The organism is Photobacterium sp. GJ3, assembly GCF_018199995.1.
Taxonomy (GTDB): Bacteria; Pseudomonadota; Gammaproteobacteria; order Enterobacterales; family Vibrionaceae; genus Photobacterium.
Window position 1 is genome coordinate 2,136,134 of record NZ_CP073578.1, and the last position, 19,075, is coordinate 2,155,208.

16 protein-coding genes and 1 pseudogene are annotated in these 19,075 nt (G+C 48.4%); 9 read left to right on the forward strand and 8 right to left on the reverse strand.

Going from position 1 to position 19,075, the window contains the following annotated elements:
- Positions 1-45 precede the first annotated feature (45 nt).
- Positions 46-942: a LysR family transcriptional regulator gene (locus KDD30_RS09600; protein WP_211645662.1), complete on the forward strand. Its 897-nt coding sequence runs from the start codon at positions 46-48 to the stop codon at positions 940-942.
- A gap of 24 nt (positions 943-966) precedes the next feature.
- On the opposite strand, the gene pip is transcribed toward KDD30_RS09600, so the two are convergent.
- The 3 genes from pip to KDD30_RS09615 all read right to left on the reverse strand — a co-directional run bounded on the left by pip (position 967) and on the right by KDD30_RS09615 (position 2,890).
- A complete protein-coding gene (gene pip / locus KDD30_RS09605) occupies positions 967-1,938 on the reverse strand; it encodes a prolyl aminopeptidase (protein ID WP_211645663.1) in 972 nt (323 codons plus the stop codon).
- 191 nt (positions 1,939-2,129) lie between these two features.
- The gene (locus KDD30_RS09610) at positions 2,130-2,402 is read right to left on the reverse strand and encodes an Arm DNA-binding domain-containing protein (protein WP_249199118.1); all 273 of its coding nucleotides are present in this window, start codon (positions 2,400-2,402) and stop codon (positions 2,130-2,132) included.
- A 56-nt stretch (positions 2,403-2,458) separates the two neighbouring features.
- Positions 2,459-2,890, reverse strand: a complete 432-nt coding sequence (locus KDD30_RS09615) for a hypothetical protein (protein WP_211645664.1) — start codon at positions 2,888-2,890, stop codon at positions 2,459-2,461.
- Between the two features lie 43 nt (positions 2,891-2,933).
- On the opposite strand from KDD30_RS09615, the pseudogene KDD30_RS09620 reads away from it, so the two are divergent.
- Positions 2,934-4,057, forward strand: a pseudogene (locus KDD30_RS09620) (ISAs1 family transposase).
- Here the strand turns inward: KDD30_RS09620 and KDD30_RS09625 are convergent.
- The 4 genes from KDD30_RS09625 to KDD30_RS09640 all read right to left on the reverse strand — a co-directional run bounded on the left by KDD30_RS09625 (position 4,006) and on the right by KDD30_RS09640 (position 10,002).
- The gene (locus KDD30_RS09625) at positions 4,006-4,683 is read right to left on the reverse strand and encodes a PD-(D/E)XK nuclease family protein (RefSeq protein ID WP_211645665.1); all 678 of its coding nucleotides are present in this window, start codon (positions 4,681-4,683) and stop codon (positions 4,006-4,008) included. The pseudogene KDD30_RS09620 and the gene KDD30_RS09625 sit on opposite strands and share 52 nt — an antisense overlap.
- Positions 4,684-5,310: 627 nt before the next feature.
- Complete coding sequence (locus KDD30_RS09630) at positions 5,311-5,568, reverse strand: hypothetical protein (protein ID WP_211645666.1); 258 nt, start codon at positions 5,566-5,568, stop codon at positions 5,311-5,313.
- Complete coding sequence (locus KDD30_RS09635; protein WP_211645667.1) at positions 5,565-8,744, reverse strand: efflux RND transporter permease subunit; 3,180 nt, start codon at positions 8,742-8,744, stop codon at positions 5,565-5,567. Before KDD30_RS09635 ends, KDD30_RS09630 begins: the two co-directional genes overlap by 4 nt.
- 13 nt (positions 8,745-8,757) lie before the next feature.
- Positions 8,758-10,002: an efflux RND transporter periplasmic adaptor subunit gene (locus KDD30_RS09640; RefSeq protein WP_211645668.1), complete on the reverse strand. Its 1,245-nt coding sequence runs from the start codon at positions 10,000-10,002 to the stop codon at positions 8,758-8,760.
- Between the two features lie 365 nt (positions 10,003-10,367).
- On the opposite strand from KDD30_RS09640, the gene KDD30_RS09645 reads away from it, so the two are divergent.
- The 4 genes from KDD30_RS09645 to KDD30_RS09660 all read left to right on the forward strand — a co-directional run bounded on the left by KDD30_RS09645 (position 10,368) and on the right by KDD30_RS09660 (position 14,187).
- Positions 10,368-11,276, forward strand: a complete 909-nt coding sequence (locus tag KDD30_RS09645; RefSeq protein WP_211645669.1) for an AraC family transcriptional regulator — start codon at positions 10,368-10,370, stop codon at positions 11,274-11,276.
- A 375-nt stretch (positions 11,277-11,651) separates the two neighbouring features.
- A complete protein-coding gene (locus tag KDD30_RS09650; protein ID WP_211645670.1) occupies positions 11,652-12,662 on the forward strand; it encodes a radical SAM protein in 1,011 nt (336 codons plus the stop codon).
- Positions 12,659-13,708, forward strand: coding sequence for a hypothetical protein (locus tag KDD30_RS09655; RefSeq protein WP_211645671.1), 1,050 nt, complete (start codon positions 12,659-12,661; stop codon positions 13,706-13,708). Before KDD30_RS09650 ends, KDD30_RS09655 begins: the two co-directional genes overlap by 4 nt.
- Positions 13,705-14,187, forward strand: a complete 483-nt coding sequence (locus KDD30_RS09660) for a PH domain-containing protein (protein ID WP_211645672.1) — start codon at positions 13,705-13,707, stop codon at positions 14,185-14,187. The genes KDD30_RS09655 and KDD30_RS09660 overlap by 4 nt, the downstream gene beginning before the upstream one ends.
- Positions 14,188-14,371: 184 nt before the next feature.
- On the opposite strand, the gene yghU is transcribed toward KDD30_RS09660, so the two are convergent.
- Positions 14,372-15,229: a glutathione-dependent disulfide-bond oxidoreductase gene (gene yghU / locus KDD30_RS09665; RefSeq protein ID WP_211645673.1), complete on the reverse strand. Its 858-nt coding sequence runs from the start codon at positions 15,227-15,229 to the stop codon at positions 14,372-14,374.
- A gap of 857 nt (positions 15,230-16,086) precedes the next feature.
- Here yghU and dctP point away from each other — a divergent pair.
- From dctP to KDD30_RS09680, 3 genes are read left to right on the forward strand one after another with little or no spacing between them, the layout of a single operon-like run.
- Entirely contained in the window at positions 16,087-17,109 is a 1,023-nt protein-coding gene (gene dctP / locus KDD30_RS09670) for a TRAP transporter substrate-binding protein DctP (RefSeq protein WP_211645674.1), read from the forward strand.
- 56 nt (positions 17,110-17,165) lie between these two features.
- Positions 17,166-17,741 carry a TRAP transporter small permease gene (locus KDD30_RS09675; protein WP_211645675.1) on the forward strand — a complete coding sequence of 192 codons (576 nt, stop codon included), beginning with the start codon at positions 17,166-17,168 and terminating at the stop codon, positions 17,739-17,741.
- Between the two features lie 12 nt (positions 17,742-17,753).
- On the forward strand, positions 17,754-19,040 hold the full coding sequence (locus KDD30_RS09680; RefSeq protein WP_211645676.1) for a TRAP transporter large permease: 1,287 nt from the start codon (positions 17,754-17,756) through the stop codon (positions 19,038-19,040).
- The last annotated feature ends 35 nt before the right edge of the window (positions 19,041-19,075 follow it).

A 19,075-nucleotide genomic window follows, 5' to 3' on the forward strand; every position in this document is an offset into this window, starting at 1 on the left:
CAATATCTGGATAAATAAGCAATTTCAGAACGGTAGATGCCAAAAATGAAATCTAACTATTCCCTCGACGATCTGCGCTGCTTTTGTACCGTTGCCCGAATGGGCAGCTTTAAAGCCGCGGCAGAACAGTTAGGCATGCCACTGTCCACGCTCAGCCGACGCATCCGCCAGCTGGAAACGGATCTTCAATTGCGGCTACTGAACCGCGACGCCCACCGTGTGTCACTCACCCATACCGGTCAGCAGTATTTTGAGCGCTCCGGAGCGCTGTTTGATGAATTAAGTGACATTGGGGAAGACTTGCACCGGGATAAGCATGAACCCCAAGGGAAAATCCGGATCAGTGCACCAATCAATGCAGGCTCCCAGTTTTTGCGGACCATCTTTTTTGACTTCCTGCAGCAATATCCGGATATCCAGCTCGACCTGCAATTTTCAAATTCACTGATCGATATTGAAGCACAGGCAATGGATGTTGTGTTTCGGGTTGGCAGCCCTGTGGTGGAAAACTGGATTGCACGCCCATTGAAAGACATCCATTTTATTGTCTGCGGACACCCGGATTATCCGGTTCAGGCCATCACGCATCCAGAGATGCTGAGCGAACATCCGTCGATTGTCTGCCACCCGATGTCAATCTGGCAATTGGTCCATCCGAAAAGCGGTCTGGAATATGACCACCAGCCCGCCAAAGGGTTACGGCTGGAAGTCGATGAAATCCGGATGCTGACCCATGCCATTCAGTCAGGCCTGGGGATTGGTTACATCCCGGATTATTTTGCCGTGCCCATGATTAAGCAGGGTGAGCTCAGCCGTGTCCTGGCCGACTGGCAAAGTCAACCCAGAACGCTGTTCATGCTCTATCGCGATCGGGATCATCTGCCGATGCGGGTACGCTTATTTGTTGAGTTCGTGATGGCACGGTTTGAGTCTATGACATAATCCGTTACCTGCTCACGCACCACCTTATCTGCTTACGCAATCAATACACTTAAGCAACAACTCGTCTGTCGCCTCTACAAAAGCTTGAATCATCTTAGGTCCACCATGTCCTTCGTCCTCCACGATTACAAAAGTAGCAGAGCTCCAAGCATTATTGAGTTTCCACGCTGTTTCAATAGGGGAGCTAACATCTAATCTCCCATGGATCAGAACTCCTGGGATTGAATTTAACCTCTCCATGTTATTGACAAGTTGTGAATTATCCATAAACGCACCATGTTTCCAAAAGTGAATCACTTGTGTGGCGAACACTGCTCGATATGTATCATCATCGAATGACGGGTTAGGTGTAGACAACGGGTCGAGTGATACATGAGCGATTTCCCATTGGCACCAAGCATCATAGGCTCGTTGACGAACACCAACATCATGACTTAAGACACTGTCATAATAAGCATCAATTAGTCTTTGTCCTAATTTAGGACATACAGCTTCGTTAAATTTTTTCCATTCCTCTGGGAAAATAGCTCTGATATCTTCGGTAATCCACCTAACTTCGCTAGGTGTTGCCAAATTTATCGCTGCTAAAACTAGACCACTAACACGGGATGGATATGCTTGGGCATATGCAAGAGCGAGGGTCGTTCCCCAAGACATGCCACTAACCAACCAAGAGGAAATATTCAAGTGAACCCTTAGTTTCTCAATGTCTAGAATATATTCATTGGTAACAAATTTATGAAGAAAATCCAAGGAGTCAGTGATCAACGGTCGACTACGGCCACATCCTCGCTGTTCAAAAGATATGATCAGATATTTTTGAGGATTGTAACGGCGACGATAACCTTTTTTAATGCCACCTCCAGGACCTCCGTGCAAATAGAGCGCTGGTATTCCATTTGGGTTCCCTGAAGCTTCCCAATATATAAAAATACCGTCATCAACTTCAAGAAGACCTGATTTAAAAGGTTCGATCGCTGGATAAAGAAATTCCATATAGTCACCTACTATTCATTTAAACAATTAATTCACTATGGTTCGAACAGAACCAAACTCTTGAAAAGAATTAGCCACCAATGGGAAGCCTTAGTTTCACTAGAAAGTGAGTCGAGTATTTTATAGTACATACATGGTGCTTTCTACTTGGTTTGTTGCCGATGGACTAATCCACAGTGAATTTTATCTCATCAATACTCTTTGGCTGTTTTGCACAATGTGAATAGGTCGGTTTCAGGGTGCTTACCAAGACCAATAGATGCCTTTTTACCTGCTACCGGACTGGTATAACGCAGCAGGAAGCGCTTCCCGCCAGACTTACCAACTAAACAGCGAACGCCTGTAGGTAAACCAGAGTCTTTCATAGCGGATAAATTGACTTCGTAATCAGCGGATTTTGCAGTTCTAGGGTTGGGTTTAAGGTTGTTGAGGAAAGTGGTGGTAAGTCGGGTTTTACTTTGCATAATCAAATACCTATCAGTTAGACAAGTATTTGATTAATATAATTTTCACTTCTAATTTATTCCAGAAAATCCAATAACTTATCAACTCGACGGAGATTATTAACCGTATCTAAAATATCGACACAACCTTCTTTGTTCATACTTATGTAGTCTGTTTGATCTACTAGAACCGTCATATACTTTCCAAGTCCAAACTTAGAGGGCTTAGCAAGCTTGATCCCGTTCTGTTCAGCTTTATTCTTAATCTCTTTATACCACCGAGAGCGCTCTGTTTTGCGTAGCTCCTTATCAGGTACTTTAATTTTGATACAAAGCTGCTGCTCTTCAAGTTGAACATAAACTTCAGAATTATCAACGTCACGCCCAAAACACCAAAAACCCATAAAGCCACCAGAGGGATTAGCTACATACTTCCATCCGCCAGCCCCCAATTCCCAGGGCAAGATCGCGAACGTTTTTTGAACAAAATAGATCAGTTTGACGATCAAGGCTGGCTGTGATCATATACTCCCCTTTTTACGGGAGTTCCTGATGCATATCGATGCTTTTTCTCAATTCTTTTCAGTGATTCAAGACCCACGGCAGTCAGCAAAAATATCGTACCCACTGTTCGACATTTTGTTTCTGACCGTATGCGCCACCATTGCTGGTATGGAGGGCTGGGAAGATATCGAAGACTTTGGCGAAGCTCACCTCAATTGGCTACAGGACAAAGGACTTTTTCGCCAGGGCATCCCTGTCCATGACACGATTGCCAGGGTTGTTTCTTCCATTGAGCCTGACCAGTTTCAAGACTGCTTTTTAAAATGGATGCAGGCAGCCAACGTCCATTCGAATGGCGAGCTTATTGCTATTGACGGCAAGGTGTTACGCAGCTCCTATAACCGAGAAGATCGGCAATCAACGCTCCACATGGTCAGTGCTTTTGCGACAGCCAACGGCGTTGTCATGGGACAAGTTAAAACCCAAGATAAGTCCAATGAAATCACCGCCATCCCTGAGCTGCTCAAGCTGTTAGATATCAAAGGTTGTCTTGTCTCTATCGATGCGATGGGCTGTCAAACCGATATCGCCAAGCAGATAGTTGAGCAAGGTGGCGATTACCTATTAGCAGTCAAAGGCAACCAAAAAAGCCTGGCTAAAGCAGTACAAAAAGCGTTGGCGCCATTGCTCGAAAAAAGCCCAGCGTGTGACATCGAGCGCGGACATGGGCGTATTGAAGCGCGCGAATACCACGTCATGCCAGCGCAGGAGTTGAAGACAGATTTCCCTGATTGGAAAGGGCTTCAAAGCGTCGGTGTTGCTATTGGCTATCGTATTGACTCAGCAGGGAAAGAATCGCTGGAGTACCGCTACTACATTAGCTCTGCGGTGCTCACCCCGAAGGTTTTGCCGATGCAGTCCGAGGTCACTGGGAAATCGAAAATCGGTTGCACTGGGTGCTTGATGTCACGATGAAGGAAGATGCTTGCCAAATCTATCGTGGCAATGCCGCCGAACTCCTGGCTGGTGTGCGTCACATGGCGCTTAACATGCTTCGATTAGAAACAAGCAAAAAGGCGAGTATCAGGCGCAAGCAAAAAATAGCTGCCATGAATATAGCCTATTTGGAGCAAGTAATATTGGCGGGAATCCAAGGTTTGGATAAAAACTGAGCATACGTGCTCTCGCCCTGCCCCAATTCCTTCTGCAAGTGCATATAAAAACCAGCCCATGCTTGTCCTGACCAAGTTTCGGGAGGCGTAGTCAGATAACTATTAACCTTTTTTTCTATTTCCTGTAGATGTCTTCTAAAATCGAGAAAAATTGAGTCATTAATTTTGTCACCCTTATTCAATACATCTAAAAAGTCCTTTCTAGAAAATACCTTGTAACCATTTGATTCGATCGAGCGATAACAAGACTGATCAAAGGTTTTAAAGTATATCGGGAGGATGTTATCTACTTCGTAAGTCCTTCCCTTAATTGCATTGAAATAGCGAGAAAGTTGATCAGAATGTTCACGTGTTTTGGTCTTATCCTCGATGAGAACTACAAATTCATCGTTAACAATGCACAGCACATCTATATGTGAATCTTGTTTTGTAATTTCGACTTTGTTAACAGTTGGCAAGGATTTACCATGCTTACTAAACAATGATTTCAAAAAACTTAAAGCACATTGATGAAGTGCCTCATCGACCTGGCAGTACTGAGGATCTGCCCAAGATAGGAACCAGCATAAAAATGCATCTTGAGACAGCTCACTGGTAGCATATCGAAATAGATTAGGTTTATTCATAGATTGCTCACAACTGAAATATCAAAATAAATCATCGTAACCTAAAATACTCAATATTTTAGTGAGTTAAGTCTTGTAAGTACGACAGTCGAACTGTCAATTCCGAAAAAAAATGTGTAATGTAATTGTCTTATATACCCCAGCGCCCTTCCAACACACACCGCAAAACCGCCTATCTCAAACTGACTTTCGACGACCAATCAAAACGATCAGTTGTTCCATAAAGGCAAAGCCAAAACCTCATAGCACCGTAAAGTCACCATGGTTTTTCCTGTCCGAAGCCCTTGGTAATACTAGCTTGCGAGTTAGCAGTCACCGGAGTTTGTTGGATTTACTGGGATTCCCTTGCGCACAGAATCGTCATGCGATGAACCATATATGGACCATGGGAGAAATTTTAAGACGGATAAAATGAGTCTATTTTGGGAAGAAAAGAGGCGATAGCAGGAAAGGAAAACGGAGGTAAAAACCTGAAAAGCCGAATATTTTCAAGCATCTAAAACGACGAAAGGCCGCTATAAAAGCGACCTTTCTATGTATGGTACCGATGGGAGTACTTGAACCGCCACGCCCGAAACCAACGGATTTTGAAACCGATGTGATCGACATTACCGCCCAGATTGGCAATCATGACTGTGGGATGCGTTGTGTGCTACCGCCGGCCCGGACGGCATGATTTCCGGCCGCTCCTGAACTCTGTCCGGACAAATTGTCCAGTACAACCGGATTGAGCAATTTCTGCCAGGCCTCGCCATTGAACTGCGAGGCCTCCCGAGAGGCCTGAAACAGCCCCTCGGGTGACACAGAGCGGTCAAGCACAGGAGAGAGACTGACCGCACAGCACAGCAATATGCCAACGCATGTATCCTGCCAGATCTCACTCATGATGCCTCTTGAACGTTTTCCAGTGCGGGTGGCTCTGTCGCCGCCGGTGCTTTCTGCTGCCCCCGCTTCGCCAACAGGTAGTAAAACAGCGGGGTCAGCAAAAGTCCGAATACGGTGACACCAATCATGCCGGAGAACACGGCAACCCCCATTGCCTGGCGCATTTCGGCACCCGCGCCGGTCGAATACACCAAGGGTGCGACACCCATGATGAAGGCAATCGAGGTCATCAGAATCGGTCGTAACCGCAACCGGCTGGCTTCCAGAATCGCGTCTTTCACCGAGTACCCCTGATCCTGCAACTCTTTGGCAAACTCGACGATCAGGATGGCATTCTTGGTCGCCAGCCCAACCAGCACGATAAAGCCAATCTGGGTCAGGATATTGTTGTCGCCGCCGTAGAGCACCACCCCACTGAGTGCGGAAAGCAGCGTCAGCGGAATAATCAGAATGATCGCCATCGGCAAGCGGACACTTTCATACTGAGCGGCCAGGACCATGAACACCAGCAGGATCACCAGCGGATACACATAGAGGTTGCTGTCTCCGGTGATCATCTGCTGATAGGTCAGTTCGGTCCACTCGTAATCCATTCCCCGCGGCAGGGTGTCCGCCAGAATTTTCTCGATGGCGGCCTGGGCCTCACCCGAGCTGTAACCCGGTGCCGGACCACCATTGATTTCCGCGGTCATAAAGCCGTTGTAATGCATCACGCGATCTGGCCCGGCGGTATCTTTCACATGGATGAAAGAATCAATCGGCACCATATCTCCCTGATCATTCCGGACTTTGATTTGCCCGACCTGCGCTGCATCCTGACGATACGCCTGATCGGCCTGCATATTGACCTGATAGGTCCGGCCAAACAGATTCAAATCATTGACATAGGTTGAACTCAGATAGCCCTGCAGCGTCTGGAAAAGCATATCCAGATTCACGCCCTGTTGCATGGCTTTGGTTCTGTCAACTTCAATATCCAGTTGCGGCACGTTGACCTGATACCCGGAAAACACCCCGGCCAGCTCCGGCGTCGCCGCTGCCTTTTGCATCACCGTCATCGTCGCCTGATGTAAGGCCTCAAAACCCAGTCCGTTCCGGTCTTCAATCTGCAACCGGAAGCCGCCAATCGTGCCCAAGCCCATCACAGGTGGTGGCGGGAAGACCGCGACAAAGGCTTCTTCAATTCCGGCATATTGCTGATTGAGCCGGGCAGCGATCGCATAGGCACTGTCTGCCGGATCCTGACGCTGATCGAAATCATCCAGCATCACAAACACAATGCCGCTGTTGGAGGCATTGGTGAATCCGTTAATACTCAGTCCGGGGAAGCCCAGTGTATTGGTGACGCCATCCTGCGCCAGTGCCAGCGCCGACATTTTTTCTAGCACGGCATCGGTACGATCCAGCGAAGCCGCATTCGGCAATTGGGCAAAAGCAATCAGGTATTGCTTGTCCTGCGCCGGAATATAGCCCGTCGGTGTGGTGGCAAACTGATAGCCCGTCAACCCCAGTAAGGCAACATAAGCCACAGCAGCGATCGCACCGGCACGAATGACTTTACGCACCACCACACCATAGCCATTCGACAAGGCACCGAAGACGCGGTTAAACGGGTTAAACAGCCAGCGGCCAAACAGACGGTCCATGCCACGGGTCAGCCAGTCTTTCGGCGCATCATGTCCTTTGAGCAATAGCGCGGATAATGCCGGACTCAGCGTCAGTGAGTTAATCGCGGAAATAAACGTTGAAATCGTAATCGTCAACGCAAACTGCTTGTAAAACTGACCGGTCAGTCCCGTCATGAATGCCGTCGGAATAAATACCGCAGCCAGTACCAGCGTGGTCGCGACAATCGGCCCGGTCACTTCGCGCATGGCTTTCACCGTCGCATCAACCGGGGACAATCCTTCACTGATATTCCGCTCGACGTTTTCCACCACCACGATGGCATCATCCACCACGATGCCGATTGCCAGCACCAGCCCGAAAAGTGACAGGGCATTGAGGGAGAATCCCATCAGCAGCATAAAGGCGAAGGTACCAATCAGTGAGACAGGCACCGCCACCAGCGGAATAATCGATGCCCGCCAGGTTTGCAGGAACAGCACCACCACGGCAACCACCAGCAGCACGGCTTCCAGCAGGGTTTGAATCACGGCTTCAATCGAGCCCCGCACAAAGACAGTCGGGTCGTAGGCGATTTCATAAGACACACCTTCCGGGAAGTCTTCCGCCAGACGCGCCATGGTCTCGCGAACATCATTGGAGATCTGAATCGCATTCGAGCCCGCGGCCTGGAAAATACCAATGGCTGCGGCATCCTGATTATCCAGCGTCGAACGCAGCGCGTAGGAATCCGCGCCCAGCTCAATCCGGGCGACATCTTTCAGGCGGCTGATTTCACCCTGCTCACCCACTCGGATGATGATGTTTTCAAACTCCTCAACAGTCGAGAGCCGCCCTTTCACATTGATCAGTAACTGATAATCCGAGTGGGTAGCCGGTTGGGTGCCCAGACTACCCGCAACGGCCTGCTGGTTCTGCTGACGAATCGCTTCGGCAATATCCGCCGGGGTCAGTTGCAACGCTGCGACCTGACCCGGATCCAACCAGACCCGCATACTGAAGTTGCCCGCACCAAAGGACCGGACAGAGCCGACACCACTGACTTTCGCCAGTTCATCCTTCACTTTGAGGTTGGCAAAATTGGATAAATACAGCATGTCGTAGCGATCATCCGGCGAGAACAGATGCACCACCATGGTCAGATTGGGGGATGACTTTTCCGTCACCACGCCCAGCCGCTGTACCTGCTGCGGCAAGCGCGGCAGTGCCCGGTCAACCCGGCTTTGCACCTGAGACACCGCCAGATCCACATCCGTACCGATGGCAAAAGTAATGGTCAGCGTCATCATGCCGTCGGCAGTGGACTGCGACGACATATACAGCATGTTCTCCACGCCATTGATTTCCTGCTCCAGCGGCGAAGCCACGGTCTGAGCAATCACGTCTGGGTTCGCGCCGGGATATTTTGCCGTCACGACCACGGTCGGCGGCACCACTTCCGGATATTCAGTGATCGGCAGTTGCCAGACCGCAATACTGCCGACAATCACAAACAGCAGCGACAGCACCGAAGCAAAGACAGGTCTGCGAATAAAATATTGTGAAAACATAGAAGAATCCTGTTTACTGGGCGTCGGTCGATTGGCGGGCGGTCAGTACGTGGTTTTCTTCCACCTGACCGGCTTCCGTGCCCCATTGCTGAAGACGGTGAATATCCGCCAGCTGTTCGGTCGTCGCCATCTCAACGATCTTTGGTGACACCTGCATACTGGGCCGGACTTTCTGCAAGCCGCTGACCACGATTCTGTCTGCTGCTGTTAAACCGGACTGCACCACGCGTAATCCGGCGACTTTCTCTCCCAGTGTCACTGGCTGGTAAGTCACCACATTGGCTTCATCCAGTTTCAGGACATACTTCCGGTTAAGATCCGTACCGACTGCTTTTTCATCAATCAGAATGGCGTCATAAGGCTTGCTGCCCACCAGACGTAAACGGGCAAAAAGGCCGGGCATCAGCATCTGCGCTTCATTCTCAAACGTCGCTCTCATCCGGATCGAACCCGTCTGCTGGCTGACGGTGTTATTCACAAAATCGATATGGCCCTGATATGAAAATCCGGCATCACCAGACAAGGCCATCATCACCGGACTGGAATCACTGTGCTCAGACACACGCAACAGGTGATTGCGAACATAATTCAGGTAGGTTTGTTCATCGACATCAAACCAGGCATACATCTGTTCGGTCGAGACGATGGTCGTCAGTTCACTCTGACCACTGGTGACATAATTCCCCTGCGTCACCTGAGCATGGGACACCCGACCGTCGATTGGCGATACCACTTCGGTAAATGACAACTGCAAACGGGCATGCTTCAGCGATGCTTTGAGCGCATCCAGCTCTGCTTTGGCCTGCTGGAGTGCGGCCTGACGGTTGTCATAGATATCGGCAGAGATGGCTTTGGTCGCATTCAACCGTTTCGCCCGGACGAACTCGCTTTCAGCCAGCTTTAGTTGACTTTGCATACTGACCTGCTGCGCTTCCAGCCGCTCAACTTCAGCACGGAACAGGCGATCATCAATTCTGAACAGTACCTCGCCCTGCTGAACCAAATCGCCTTCCCGGTAAGCCACTTCCGTCACATATCCCGACACGCGTGGCTTGAGTGCCACAGTGACCGGCGCTTGCAAACGGCCCGTATATTCGTCCCACTCGGTGATTCGTTCGCTGATCACAGCGGCGACACTGATTTGCGGAAGCTGAGGCGATGCCGGAGATTCATTGCCAAACGCTGCCCCGGAGGCGGACAGCAAAATCACAGAAATGCCGCCCCGAAGGCGGTCTCCAAATCGGTTCAAAGTCATCATCAGGCAATCCTCTCTGACGTTGCTGGGCTGAATGTAATCAATGTAATGTCGTGACCGAACCACGGCACCGGGTTCAGATTTCACCTTGTCAGTTTATGTCTCATTCAGCTTATTGATATTGTCGAAACCTCGGGGATGATTGCCTATTTCTACAAAAGAAGAAATTCTCCCATTGAATCAAGGCGCTTTCACGCTCAGATTCACACACCCAAAATGATGACTAATCTGCCCTCCCGACAAGCACCTTGCCTGTTCCTACACAATCCTTGCCTATTCCTCCGAAGGGTATCTTTCCATAAAACCCTGGCCGAAAGCTTGCCTTATACTCTATAGTCGCATGAGGGATGAACTAAGTGAGTAACGGCATGACAGCGATCCAAGAAGAATTAATCCATCTGGTGAATCGGCACATTGATGGGCCGGGACTGACTGACACAGTCCTGCCGGAATTGAAACTGATGCACAGCACAGAAAACAGCGCCTGTTCCCCAACGATTTACAGCCCGATGTTGTGCTTACTGGTGCAGGGTGAAAAACGTATTACGGCAGGTGCGCGTGAATTGATGCTGACTGCCGGGGATTTCTTGCTGGTGCCTGTGATGATGCCTGTGGTCGGCGAAATCCTTCGTGCTTCAGAGGAGCAACCTTACATTGGCATCAGCATTTCGCTGGATCTCAAAGAACTGACCGATTTGCTGATTGCCATGAAAGAGCCGCCTGAGGCCATCACCAAATGTCCCTACTGCATCAGAACTGTGGCTTCTGATGAGGACATGCTGGTGGTGTTCAAACGTTTTCTGAGTCTGCTTGACCATCCGGAAGACATTGCGATTATGCTGCCACTGCTCAAACGGGAACTCATGTATCGGCTGCTCAAAAGCCCGGCAGGCGTACAGCTTCGCCAGTTCCTGCTTCGGGACACGCAGGCCAACCGCATCAGCAAAGTTGTTGAAATGATTCAGCAGCGATACCGGGAACCCATCCGGGTTCAGGAGCTGGCCGATATGGTGCACATGAGCCAGTCTTCCCTGTTCAACGCCTTCAAAGCCGTGACGTCCATGACGCCGCTGCAGTTTCAGAAACAGCTTCGCCTCAATGAAGCCCGCCGGATCATGCTGCAAGACGGCCTTGACGCTTCCGCCGCCAGTTATCGGGTCGGCTATGAAAGCCCGTCCCACTTCAACCGGGAATACAGCCGGCTATTTGGCATCCCGCCCATGACAGACATCAGCCGCCTGCGAGGCCACAAGCCGCTGATGGAAGACCGGATTTAATCCAAGCGCCTGACCGGAGCAATTCAGACAAACTGATTGTTCCGGTCTCTCACCGCCTTATCTTCCACTCTCCAACCTCTGAGTCACAACCTGCGCTATCCGGACTTATGATTCGGGCAGAATCAGTTTTCAATCAACACGTTTCCTTTGAAAGTCACACACTCACCACGCCCCATAAACAAAGGGGACATCGCCTATAAAACCCTTACAAATCAGAATAATGCCCAATAAATCCTCAATATATACAGTCATATAGACTAAACTTTTCTTGTATATACAGATCACAATCTAAACATATCGATCTACATCACCATATGAAACAAATGTATTATGAGTGCGTTTGATTATGATTTTAATTCTTATTTGAGGTAAACGGTGTCTGATCAGTTGTTTAAAATCGAGATATCGCCTAGCACGCTATCAATTATTACGACATACCAGTGCACAGCTGCTTGTGCTGATTGCTGTTTCGAATGCAGTCCTTCCATCACAAAATCATTAAGTTACGCTGAGATGAGTCAGTTTATTGATGATGCGATTCAGGAGCATCCTTCTATTCGTCTCGTCGTTTTTACTGGCGGCGAATGCTTCATGCTGAAGGACAAGCTCTTTTCATTAATTACCAAGTGCACTCAACTTGGGCTCGCAACACGCTGTGTGACCAACGGCTACTGGGCGAAACGACCAGAGAAAGCCATGGAGTATGCACAAAAACTGAAACAGGCCGGTGTGAATGAAATCAACCTGAGTACTGGCCTTGATCACCAGCAGTGGGTTTCAGAAAACACCATTGTGAATGCGGTCACAGCGCTCGTAAGTCAATCTATTTTCACCTTGGTGACACTGGAAACCGATACTCAAACATCGGATTGCTTTGAGTCTTTTCACACCAACCCGAAAATTAAACAATTGCAGGGAAACAATTTATTTGAACTCAGAGTGAACTCATGGATGAGTTTTCATGAAACAAGCGAAGAACGCGCGCTTGTCACTCAGGTCAATGGACTCGAAAAAGGTTGCGATAATTTATTTGATGTCATGGTTGCAACGCCAGATAAAGAAATCACAGCCTGCTGCGGATTAACTGTCTCTCATATTCACGAAATGAAGTTATCACACATTCAGGACATTGGCAGTTACAAACGAGAACAGGAATATGATTTTTTAAAACTCTGGATCAAAATTGATGGCCCTTACAACATTCTGAAAAAACTAATAGGAGATCGTCATGAACGCTTAGATAAAATCACACATCCATGTCAGGCTTGCGCAATTATCCATAATGAACCAGACATGAGAGCACGACTCATCGAAATATACCCTGACAATATTGTTCGCGTATTAAACACTTATCACCTGATCAAAGCGACCCAAGAATACTTATGAAAAAAACAAATAAGTTTACAACCTATGGTGTTATAGGAACTTTGGCGATCCCGTCTATTCCAGCCTCTGCTTTAAATTCAGAACCTGATTCCGAAAGAATTTTCGGCAAGCCTAGGAGTATCTTATCCGAGACTGAAAATGGTCATCTTACTCCCAGACTCAAAATTGAGCTGAGAAAGTCTCATCTCCCTCAAGCAGTCTGGGCTGACATTGAGAAGCTTGATCAAATCTGGAGCCAGATTAAAAGTTTGTCAGACTATCAGAATTACGCAAAAAGCTTTAATTTTCATTCGATGAAGGATGAGGAGTTGTCCCAGACTTATGAACACCAGCTCCTGACAGCTTTGGCAGATCCTTATCTGGAACAATTAGTTGCCATCGAAAACTTTGAACAACTCTATCTGGAACTCATCGATCGTGGCCTTCTGAATCCAGAGGCAGAAGCCAAATTAGCTCAAAATATCTCTCGGGCATTGGAAGGGAATCAAAGCTTACGGAAAGAGATTCAATCAACAATATCGAAACAACTGACGAAAGATATCACACAATCGGATTACGCTTATTTACTGAATACGGTCAAAAGTCAGTCCAATGAACAGGTTGTTGCCGCGGTGCCTGTCCTGGTTGTTGCTGCTGCAGCGGTTGCTGGTGCTGTCGTGGTTATTGCCGCGGCAGGTGCATATGTTGTCACAAAAGCAGCTTTTTCCGTGAGTGGCGGTGACGGAGGTGTCGTCAATGCAACAGCTCGAGGAGGGCATGGTGGTGGCGGCAGTAACTGTACGTCATGCCACCAGGCTTCAAGAGCCTCTCATATCTCAAGTCAGACAGTCAAAGAAAACCATTTGGTTTTGTCTGATGTCTCTTCTTATTTTAATTCACCGGTATTAGCACACCAATCATTTATAAAAATGAAGCAATCTGAATCAAAAGCAGCAATTGATGCTGCCCTCAACCTTGGTTTAATCACCATCCCAGATGGTGAATATGATCAAGTCATGGCAGCCATGAATCGGATTATACAAAGGCAATATGAGGTATTACAATGACCTACCCCGTTGATGCCCATATATCCACAATAGTCATTCTCAGCATTATTTTTATTGGGGGAGCAATTTTAAGTCTGACACCCGGATTAAACTGGATCACAATCTCTGTGGCCATCTTGATTCTGGCATTTTATGCTATTTCAATGCTACAACTTCTGACGTCTAAAGTGGAGATTCAAGATCATCATCTTTTCGTCGGCGGTAAAATCTGGAAATACCAAACAATGCTCAACAATATTGAGTCCATTGAAAGCCAGGAAAATTCTAAGTCAGACATTTCCATTCGTTATAGAACCAATGGCATCAGTTTGTTTGGATACAATGCGGGAAGCTTCAGAAGTAAAAACGGCGAAAAGGTTTTCATGATGACCAATAAAAAACCTTATGCCGTTGTCTCCCTGAAAGAAGGAAAATATAAATACATCATTATTTCTGCTGACGCCGAAAATTTAAAACGCTTAAAATCATTATCGTTTTAAAGCACAACTCTATTGATGACAAAGATAGTGGCAGATAAAACTGCCATTTTAAAACGATCGAAGTTGTGATTCAGGCCGTTCCTTGCGTACAGGACGCCTTAAATACTTACAAGTTGTCCAGGAAGAAAGATAGCAAGAAAAATGGCAGCCGAGGCTGCCATTCCCTTTGTATTCATTTGCTGCATTACGGCCGCTGCTTGAGTGCTGCGTCAATATCTGCCGCACTGTGGCGCTCTTCAATCGCTTCCCAGGCTTCACCGGAAGTTTTATTCACGATGCGGCCCCGCTGGACGGCCGGACGCTCATAAATCATTTTTGCCCAGCGTTGCAGGTGCTGATAACTGCCGGCATCCAGAAACTCAGCGGCATTATAAGCCAGCCCCAGAACCAGATTGCCGTACCACGGCCAAATGGCGATATCTGCAATACTGAATGTTTCACCCGCAATATAGGTATTTTCTGCCAGTTGTTTGTCGAGCAAATCGAGCTGGCGTTTCGCTTCCATCGTAAAGCGATTAATAGGATATTCGAATTTTTCCGGGGCATAGGCATAGAAGTGACCAAAACCACCGCCCAGATATGGCGCTGAACCTTGCAGCCAGAACAGCCAGTTCAGCACTTGCGTGCGAGCTGCATGATCCTGAGGCAGTAGCTGACCGAACTTCTCCGCCAGATACAGCAGAATCGAACCCGACTCAAAGACATTCACCGGAGTACTGCCCGAGCGATCCACCAGCGCCGGAATCTTAGAGTTTGGATTCACCGCCACAAAACCAGATGAAAACTGATCGCCGTCACCAATTCTGATCAAATGGGCATCGTATTCAGCACCCGATTCTCCCAGCGCCAGCAACTCTTCCAGCATGATGGTGATTTTCTGGCCATTGGGTGTCCCCATGGAATAGAGCTGCAATGGATGCTGCCCGACTGGCAATTCCCGCTCAAAACGAGCACCGGCTTCCGGGCGGTTGATACTGGCCCACTCGCCGCCGTTTTCTGCATCCATCGTCCAGACTTTCGGGGGTACGTATGCGTTCGACATCTCTTTCACCTTTTGTGATATTCATCCTGATCAACAGGGCACCACTCTGACCGAATTCTCCGGTCAGAGCCACCCCGGCATTAGACCGTTTGGTGATAAAAAATTTTCATTCAGTCCAGGCTGTTGTATGCGCTGAGCGGATGACATGAACTGCTCGCCATTCACACCCCATGGGCAGGCGCATCGTTTTCGCCCACTTGGATTCAGAAGCATTGCACTGTGAACATACCCGAGCCTGCTCTGAACGGGCAGCCTCGGGCTCACCCACTTCAGAGATGATGCATTGTCACCTTCAGGATGCATCATTTCCGGGGAACCCCTGAAACTTCTCTTTGATGACCACCTCCAAAAATAAAAAACCATGAAAGACTGTTATTTTTCCCAACCGGGAACGCCCGACTTATCAGGCCTATGAACCAGAGACTGTCATTTATAACGATTTCAACCAGAGATAAAATAAAACCTAAAAAATAGAATACGCATGAAATAATATTGACTCAAAACCCAACAAAAAGCGTTCATTTTTATTATTACGAGTAATATAAAAATAAACTTAATTAAACGTTCAATTAAAAAAGGAAACGCTCAAATATCACTGTCAACCCGAAAAATACCACATCTTTCATTCATTACACCCTATTTCATTATTTGTGATTTAAATCACAGCAGAGGACATTTCGGATACGAATTTCTTTAATAAAAACAATACTATTGTCAGTGTATAAAAGGATAACCACTTCATTTCTCAGTCTTCAATGTCGATAAACCCTCTTATTTTGATGTAAACCCATCAAACTGAGTGAGGTAATTTTCGACAACGAAAGACCGAATTCAGCATCCCATCAAGGAGGGACGTGATGTCATTTCACCGTCATGTTAAACATCTTGCTGCAATATCATGCATCGCTGCTTCTGTCGGATTTTCCGCACTGGCCAATGCCGATACCTGGCGATACGCTCACGAAGAATATGAAGGCGATGTTCAGGACGTTTATGCACACAAATTCAAAGATTATATCGAAGAGCATTCAGACCATACGCTGAAAATTTACCGCTTTGGTGAACTGGGTGAGTCAGACGATATTATGGAACAGACACAGGCGGGGATTCTTCAGTTTGTCAATCAGTCTCCCGGCTTTACCGGTTCACTCATTCCTGAGGCTCAAATTTTCTTCATCCCTTACCTGATGCCGACGGACATGAAATCTGTCATCAACTTCTTTAAGACCAGCAAAGCAGTGAATGAAAACTTCCCGGCGCTTTATGAAAAGCAGGGGCTGGAATTGCTGAAGATGTACCCGGAAGGCGAAATGGTGATGACGGTTGACGAGCCCATTACCTCCCCGGAAGAACTGAAAGGGAAAAAGATCCGGGTCATGACCAACCCGTTGCTGTCTTCCACCTACGAAGCCTTTGGTGCAACCCCGACCCCGCTCCCCTGGGGTGAGGTTTACGGCGCACTGCAAACCAATATGATTCAGGGACAGGAAAACCCGATCTTCTGGATCGAGTCCGGTGGCTTGTACGAGGTTTCACCAAACCTGATTTTCACCCGCCATGGCTGGTTCACCACCGCTTCAATGGCCAATAAGAAATTCTTCGACAAACTGTCGAAAGACGATCAGGCCATGGTGCGTCAGGCGTCTGAGTATGCCTTCCAGGAAACCATGAAACACATTACCGGGTTAGCGGAGAAATCTCTGGAAAAAATTGAAGCTGCAAGTGACGACGTCACCGTCACCCGACTGACTCAGGCGCAAATTGACAAGTTCAAAGCCCGGGCCCCTCAGGTAGAAAAAACCTTCATTGAAATGACCGGAAAGGATGGTCAGGAACTACTGGATCAGTTCAAAGCTGATCTGAAATCTGCACAGCAATAATTCGTTGTACCGGGCACCGTTGATTCAGACGGTGCCCGTTGACTGAGGAAAACACGATGTCCGATTCCGAATCTTTGGATTATCACTCGGAATTACCCGGTGTACTCGGCAAAGTCGATACACTCATCTGTAAAGCTGAAGCGATCATGCTTGCGACCGGTGTGCTCCTGATGGCCCTCAACACCTGTGTCAATGTCGTCGCCCGTTTCGGGTTTGGCGAAGGGCTGTTCTTCTCCGGTGAAATCAACCGGATTCTGATCATTCTGATTACCTTTGCCGGTATTGGCTATGCGGCCCGTCATGGCCGGCATATCCGCATGTCCGCTGTGTATGACATGCTGCCCTTCCAAGGCCGGAAAATTGTCATGATCCTGGTGTGCATCTTCACTGCCGCCATCATGTTTCTGCTCACCTACTTTGCTTACCTGTACATCGTTTCAGTCTATGAACGCGGGCGCATTCTCCCCGCATTAGGCTTTGAAATCTGGTGGATTTACATTTGGGTCCCGCTGGGCTTTGCCGTCACCGGTTTGCAATACCTGCTGACCGCTTACAAGAACCTCACCAGCAAAGATATTTATTTATCGACAGGCGTGCTGGACGGCTACGCCGACACAGAAAGTGAAGTATAAAAGGTATTCTCCATGGCAATGACCCTGATGCTGATCATGATTGTGCTGCTCTTGATTGGCTTCCCGATGATGATCCCTCTGATAACCGCCGCTCTGACCGGTTTCTACATGATGTTTGGCGGCATGGGACAAATGGATACCTTCATCCAGCAAGTACTGGGTGGGATTCGCCCGGCTTCTTTGATTGCAGTTCCGATGTTTATTCTCGCCGCAGATATCATGACCCGTGGCCATTCGGCCAACCGCCTCATCCACATGGTCATGACCTTTATCGGCCACATCCGCGGTGGTCTGGCAATCAGTACCGCAACGTCCTGCACCTTGTTTGGTGCCGTGTCTGGTTCCACTCAGGCCACTGTGGTCGCAGTCGGTTCTGCACTGCGCCCGAAGCTACTCCGGGCCGGATACAGTGATTCCTTCTCACTGGCCCTGATCATCAATGCCAGTGACATTGCCTTTCTGATCCCACCCAGTATCGGGATGATCATTTACGGCGTGATCTCTGAAACCTCAATCGCAGAGCTTTTCATCGCAGGCGTCGGTCCGGGTCTGATGATTCTGACCTTCTTCTCGCTGTATTGTCTGGCATACGCAACCATCAACAAGGTACCCACAGAACCGAAAGCCAGCTGGTCTGAACGCCTTCTGGCCGCTAGAGAAGCCCTCTGGCCGCTGATGTTCCCGGTGATCATCGTGGGTGGAATTTACGGAGGCATATTCAGCCCGACCGAAGCGGCGGCGGTGTGTGTGCTCTATGCCATCATTCTGGAATTTATCGTCTTCCGTTCGCTGGGCAGTAAAGATATTTACACCATCGCCAAATCAACCGGCCTGATCACTGCCGTGGTCTTTATTCTGGTCGGTGTCGGGAATGGTTTCTCGTGGATCATCTCTTTCGCGCAAATCCCGCAAACCATTCTGGAAGCAGTCGGCATTGATGAAATGGGGCCGCTTGGGGTACTCGCTTCAATTTCGGTTGCGTTCTTTATCGCTTGCATGTTTGTCGATCCCATTGTCGTGATTCTGGTGTTAACCCCCATTTTTGCCCCGGCAATTGAAGCAACAAACCTGGATCCGGTCCATGTGGGGATTATCATTACGCTGCAGGTCGCAATTGGTTCGGCAACACCGCCCTTTGGCTGCGATATCTTTACCGCTATCGCGATCTTCAAGAAACCCTACTGGGAAGTCATTCGGGGCACCGGGCCCTTCATTGCCATCTTGCTGTTATCGGCAGCATTACTGGTGGTGTTCCCTGAAATTGCCCTGTTTCTGAGAGATATTGCGTTCGCCGATTGATTCATATGTTCTCCCAGGCAGGTACACCCGGCCTG

What these genes read in the sequence shown, in the direction of transcription:
- KDD30_RS09660 (WP_211645672.1), top strand. Translation starts at nt 13,705, where the DNA reads ATGACCTACCCCGTTGATGCCCATATATCCACAATAGTCATTCTCAGC.
- KDD30_RS09600 (WP_211645662.1), top strand. Translation starts at nt 46, where the DNA reads ATGAAATCTAACTATTCCCTCGACGATCTGCGCTGCTTTTGTACCGTT.
- pip (WP_211645663.1), bottom strand. Translation starts at nt 1,938, where the DNA reads ATGGAATTTCTTTATCCAGCGATCGAACCTTTTAAATCAGGTCTTCTT.
- KDD30_RS09680 (WP_211645676.1), top strand. Translation starts at nt 17,754, where the DNA reads ATGGCAATGACCCTGATGCTGATCATGATTGTGCTGCTCTTGATTGGC.
- KDD30_RS09630 (WP_211645666.1), bottom strand. Translation starts at nt 5,568, where the DNA reads ATGAGTGAGATCTGGCAGGATACATGCGTTGGCATATTGCTGTGCTGT.
- KDD30_RS09645 (WP_211645669.1), top strand. Translation starts at nt 10,368, where the DNA reads ATGACAGCGATCCAAGAAGAATTAATCCATCTGGTGAATCGGCACATT.
- yghU (WP_211645673.1), bottom strand. Translation starts at nt 15,229, where the DNA reads ATGTCGAACGCATACGTACCCCCGAAAGTCTGGACGATGGATGCAGAA.
- KDD30_RS09635 (WP_211645667.1), bottom strand. Translation starts at nt 8,744, where the DNA reads ATGTTTTCACAATATTTTATTCGCAGACCTGTCTTTGCTTCGGTGCTG.
- KDD30_RS09625 (WP_211645665.1), bottom strand. Translation starts at nt 4,683, where the DNA reads ATGAATAAACCTAATCTATTTCGATATGCTACCAGTGAGCTGTCTCAA.
- KDD30_RS09675 (WP_211645675.1), top strand. Translation starts at nt 17,166, where the DNA reads ATGTCCGATTCCGAATCTTTGGATTATCACTCGGAATTACCCGGTGTA.
- KDD30_RS09610 (WP_249199118.1), bottom strand. Translation starts at nt 2,402, where the DNA reads ATGCAAAGTAAAACCCGACTTACCACCACTTTCCTCAACAACCTTAAA.
- KDD30_RS09655 (WP_211645671.1), top strand. Translation starts at nt 12,659, where the DNA reads ATGAAAAAAACAAATAAGTTTACAACCTATGGTGTTATAGGAACTTTG.
- dctP (WP_211645674.1), top strand. Translation starts at nt 16,087, where the DNA reads ATGTCATTTCACCGTCATGTTAAACATCTTGCTGCAATATCATGCATC.
- KDD30_RS09640 (WP_211645668.1), bottom strand. Translation starts at nt 10,002, where the DNA reads ATGATGACTTTGAACCGATTTGGAGACCGCCTTCGGGGCGGCATTTCT.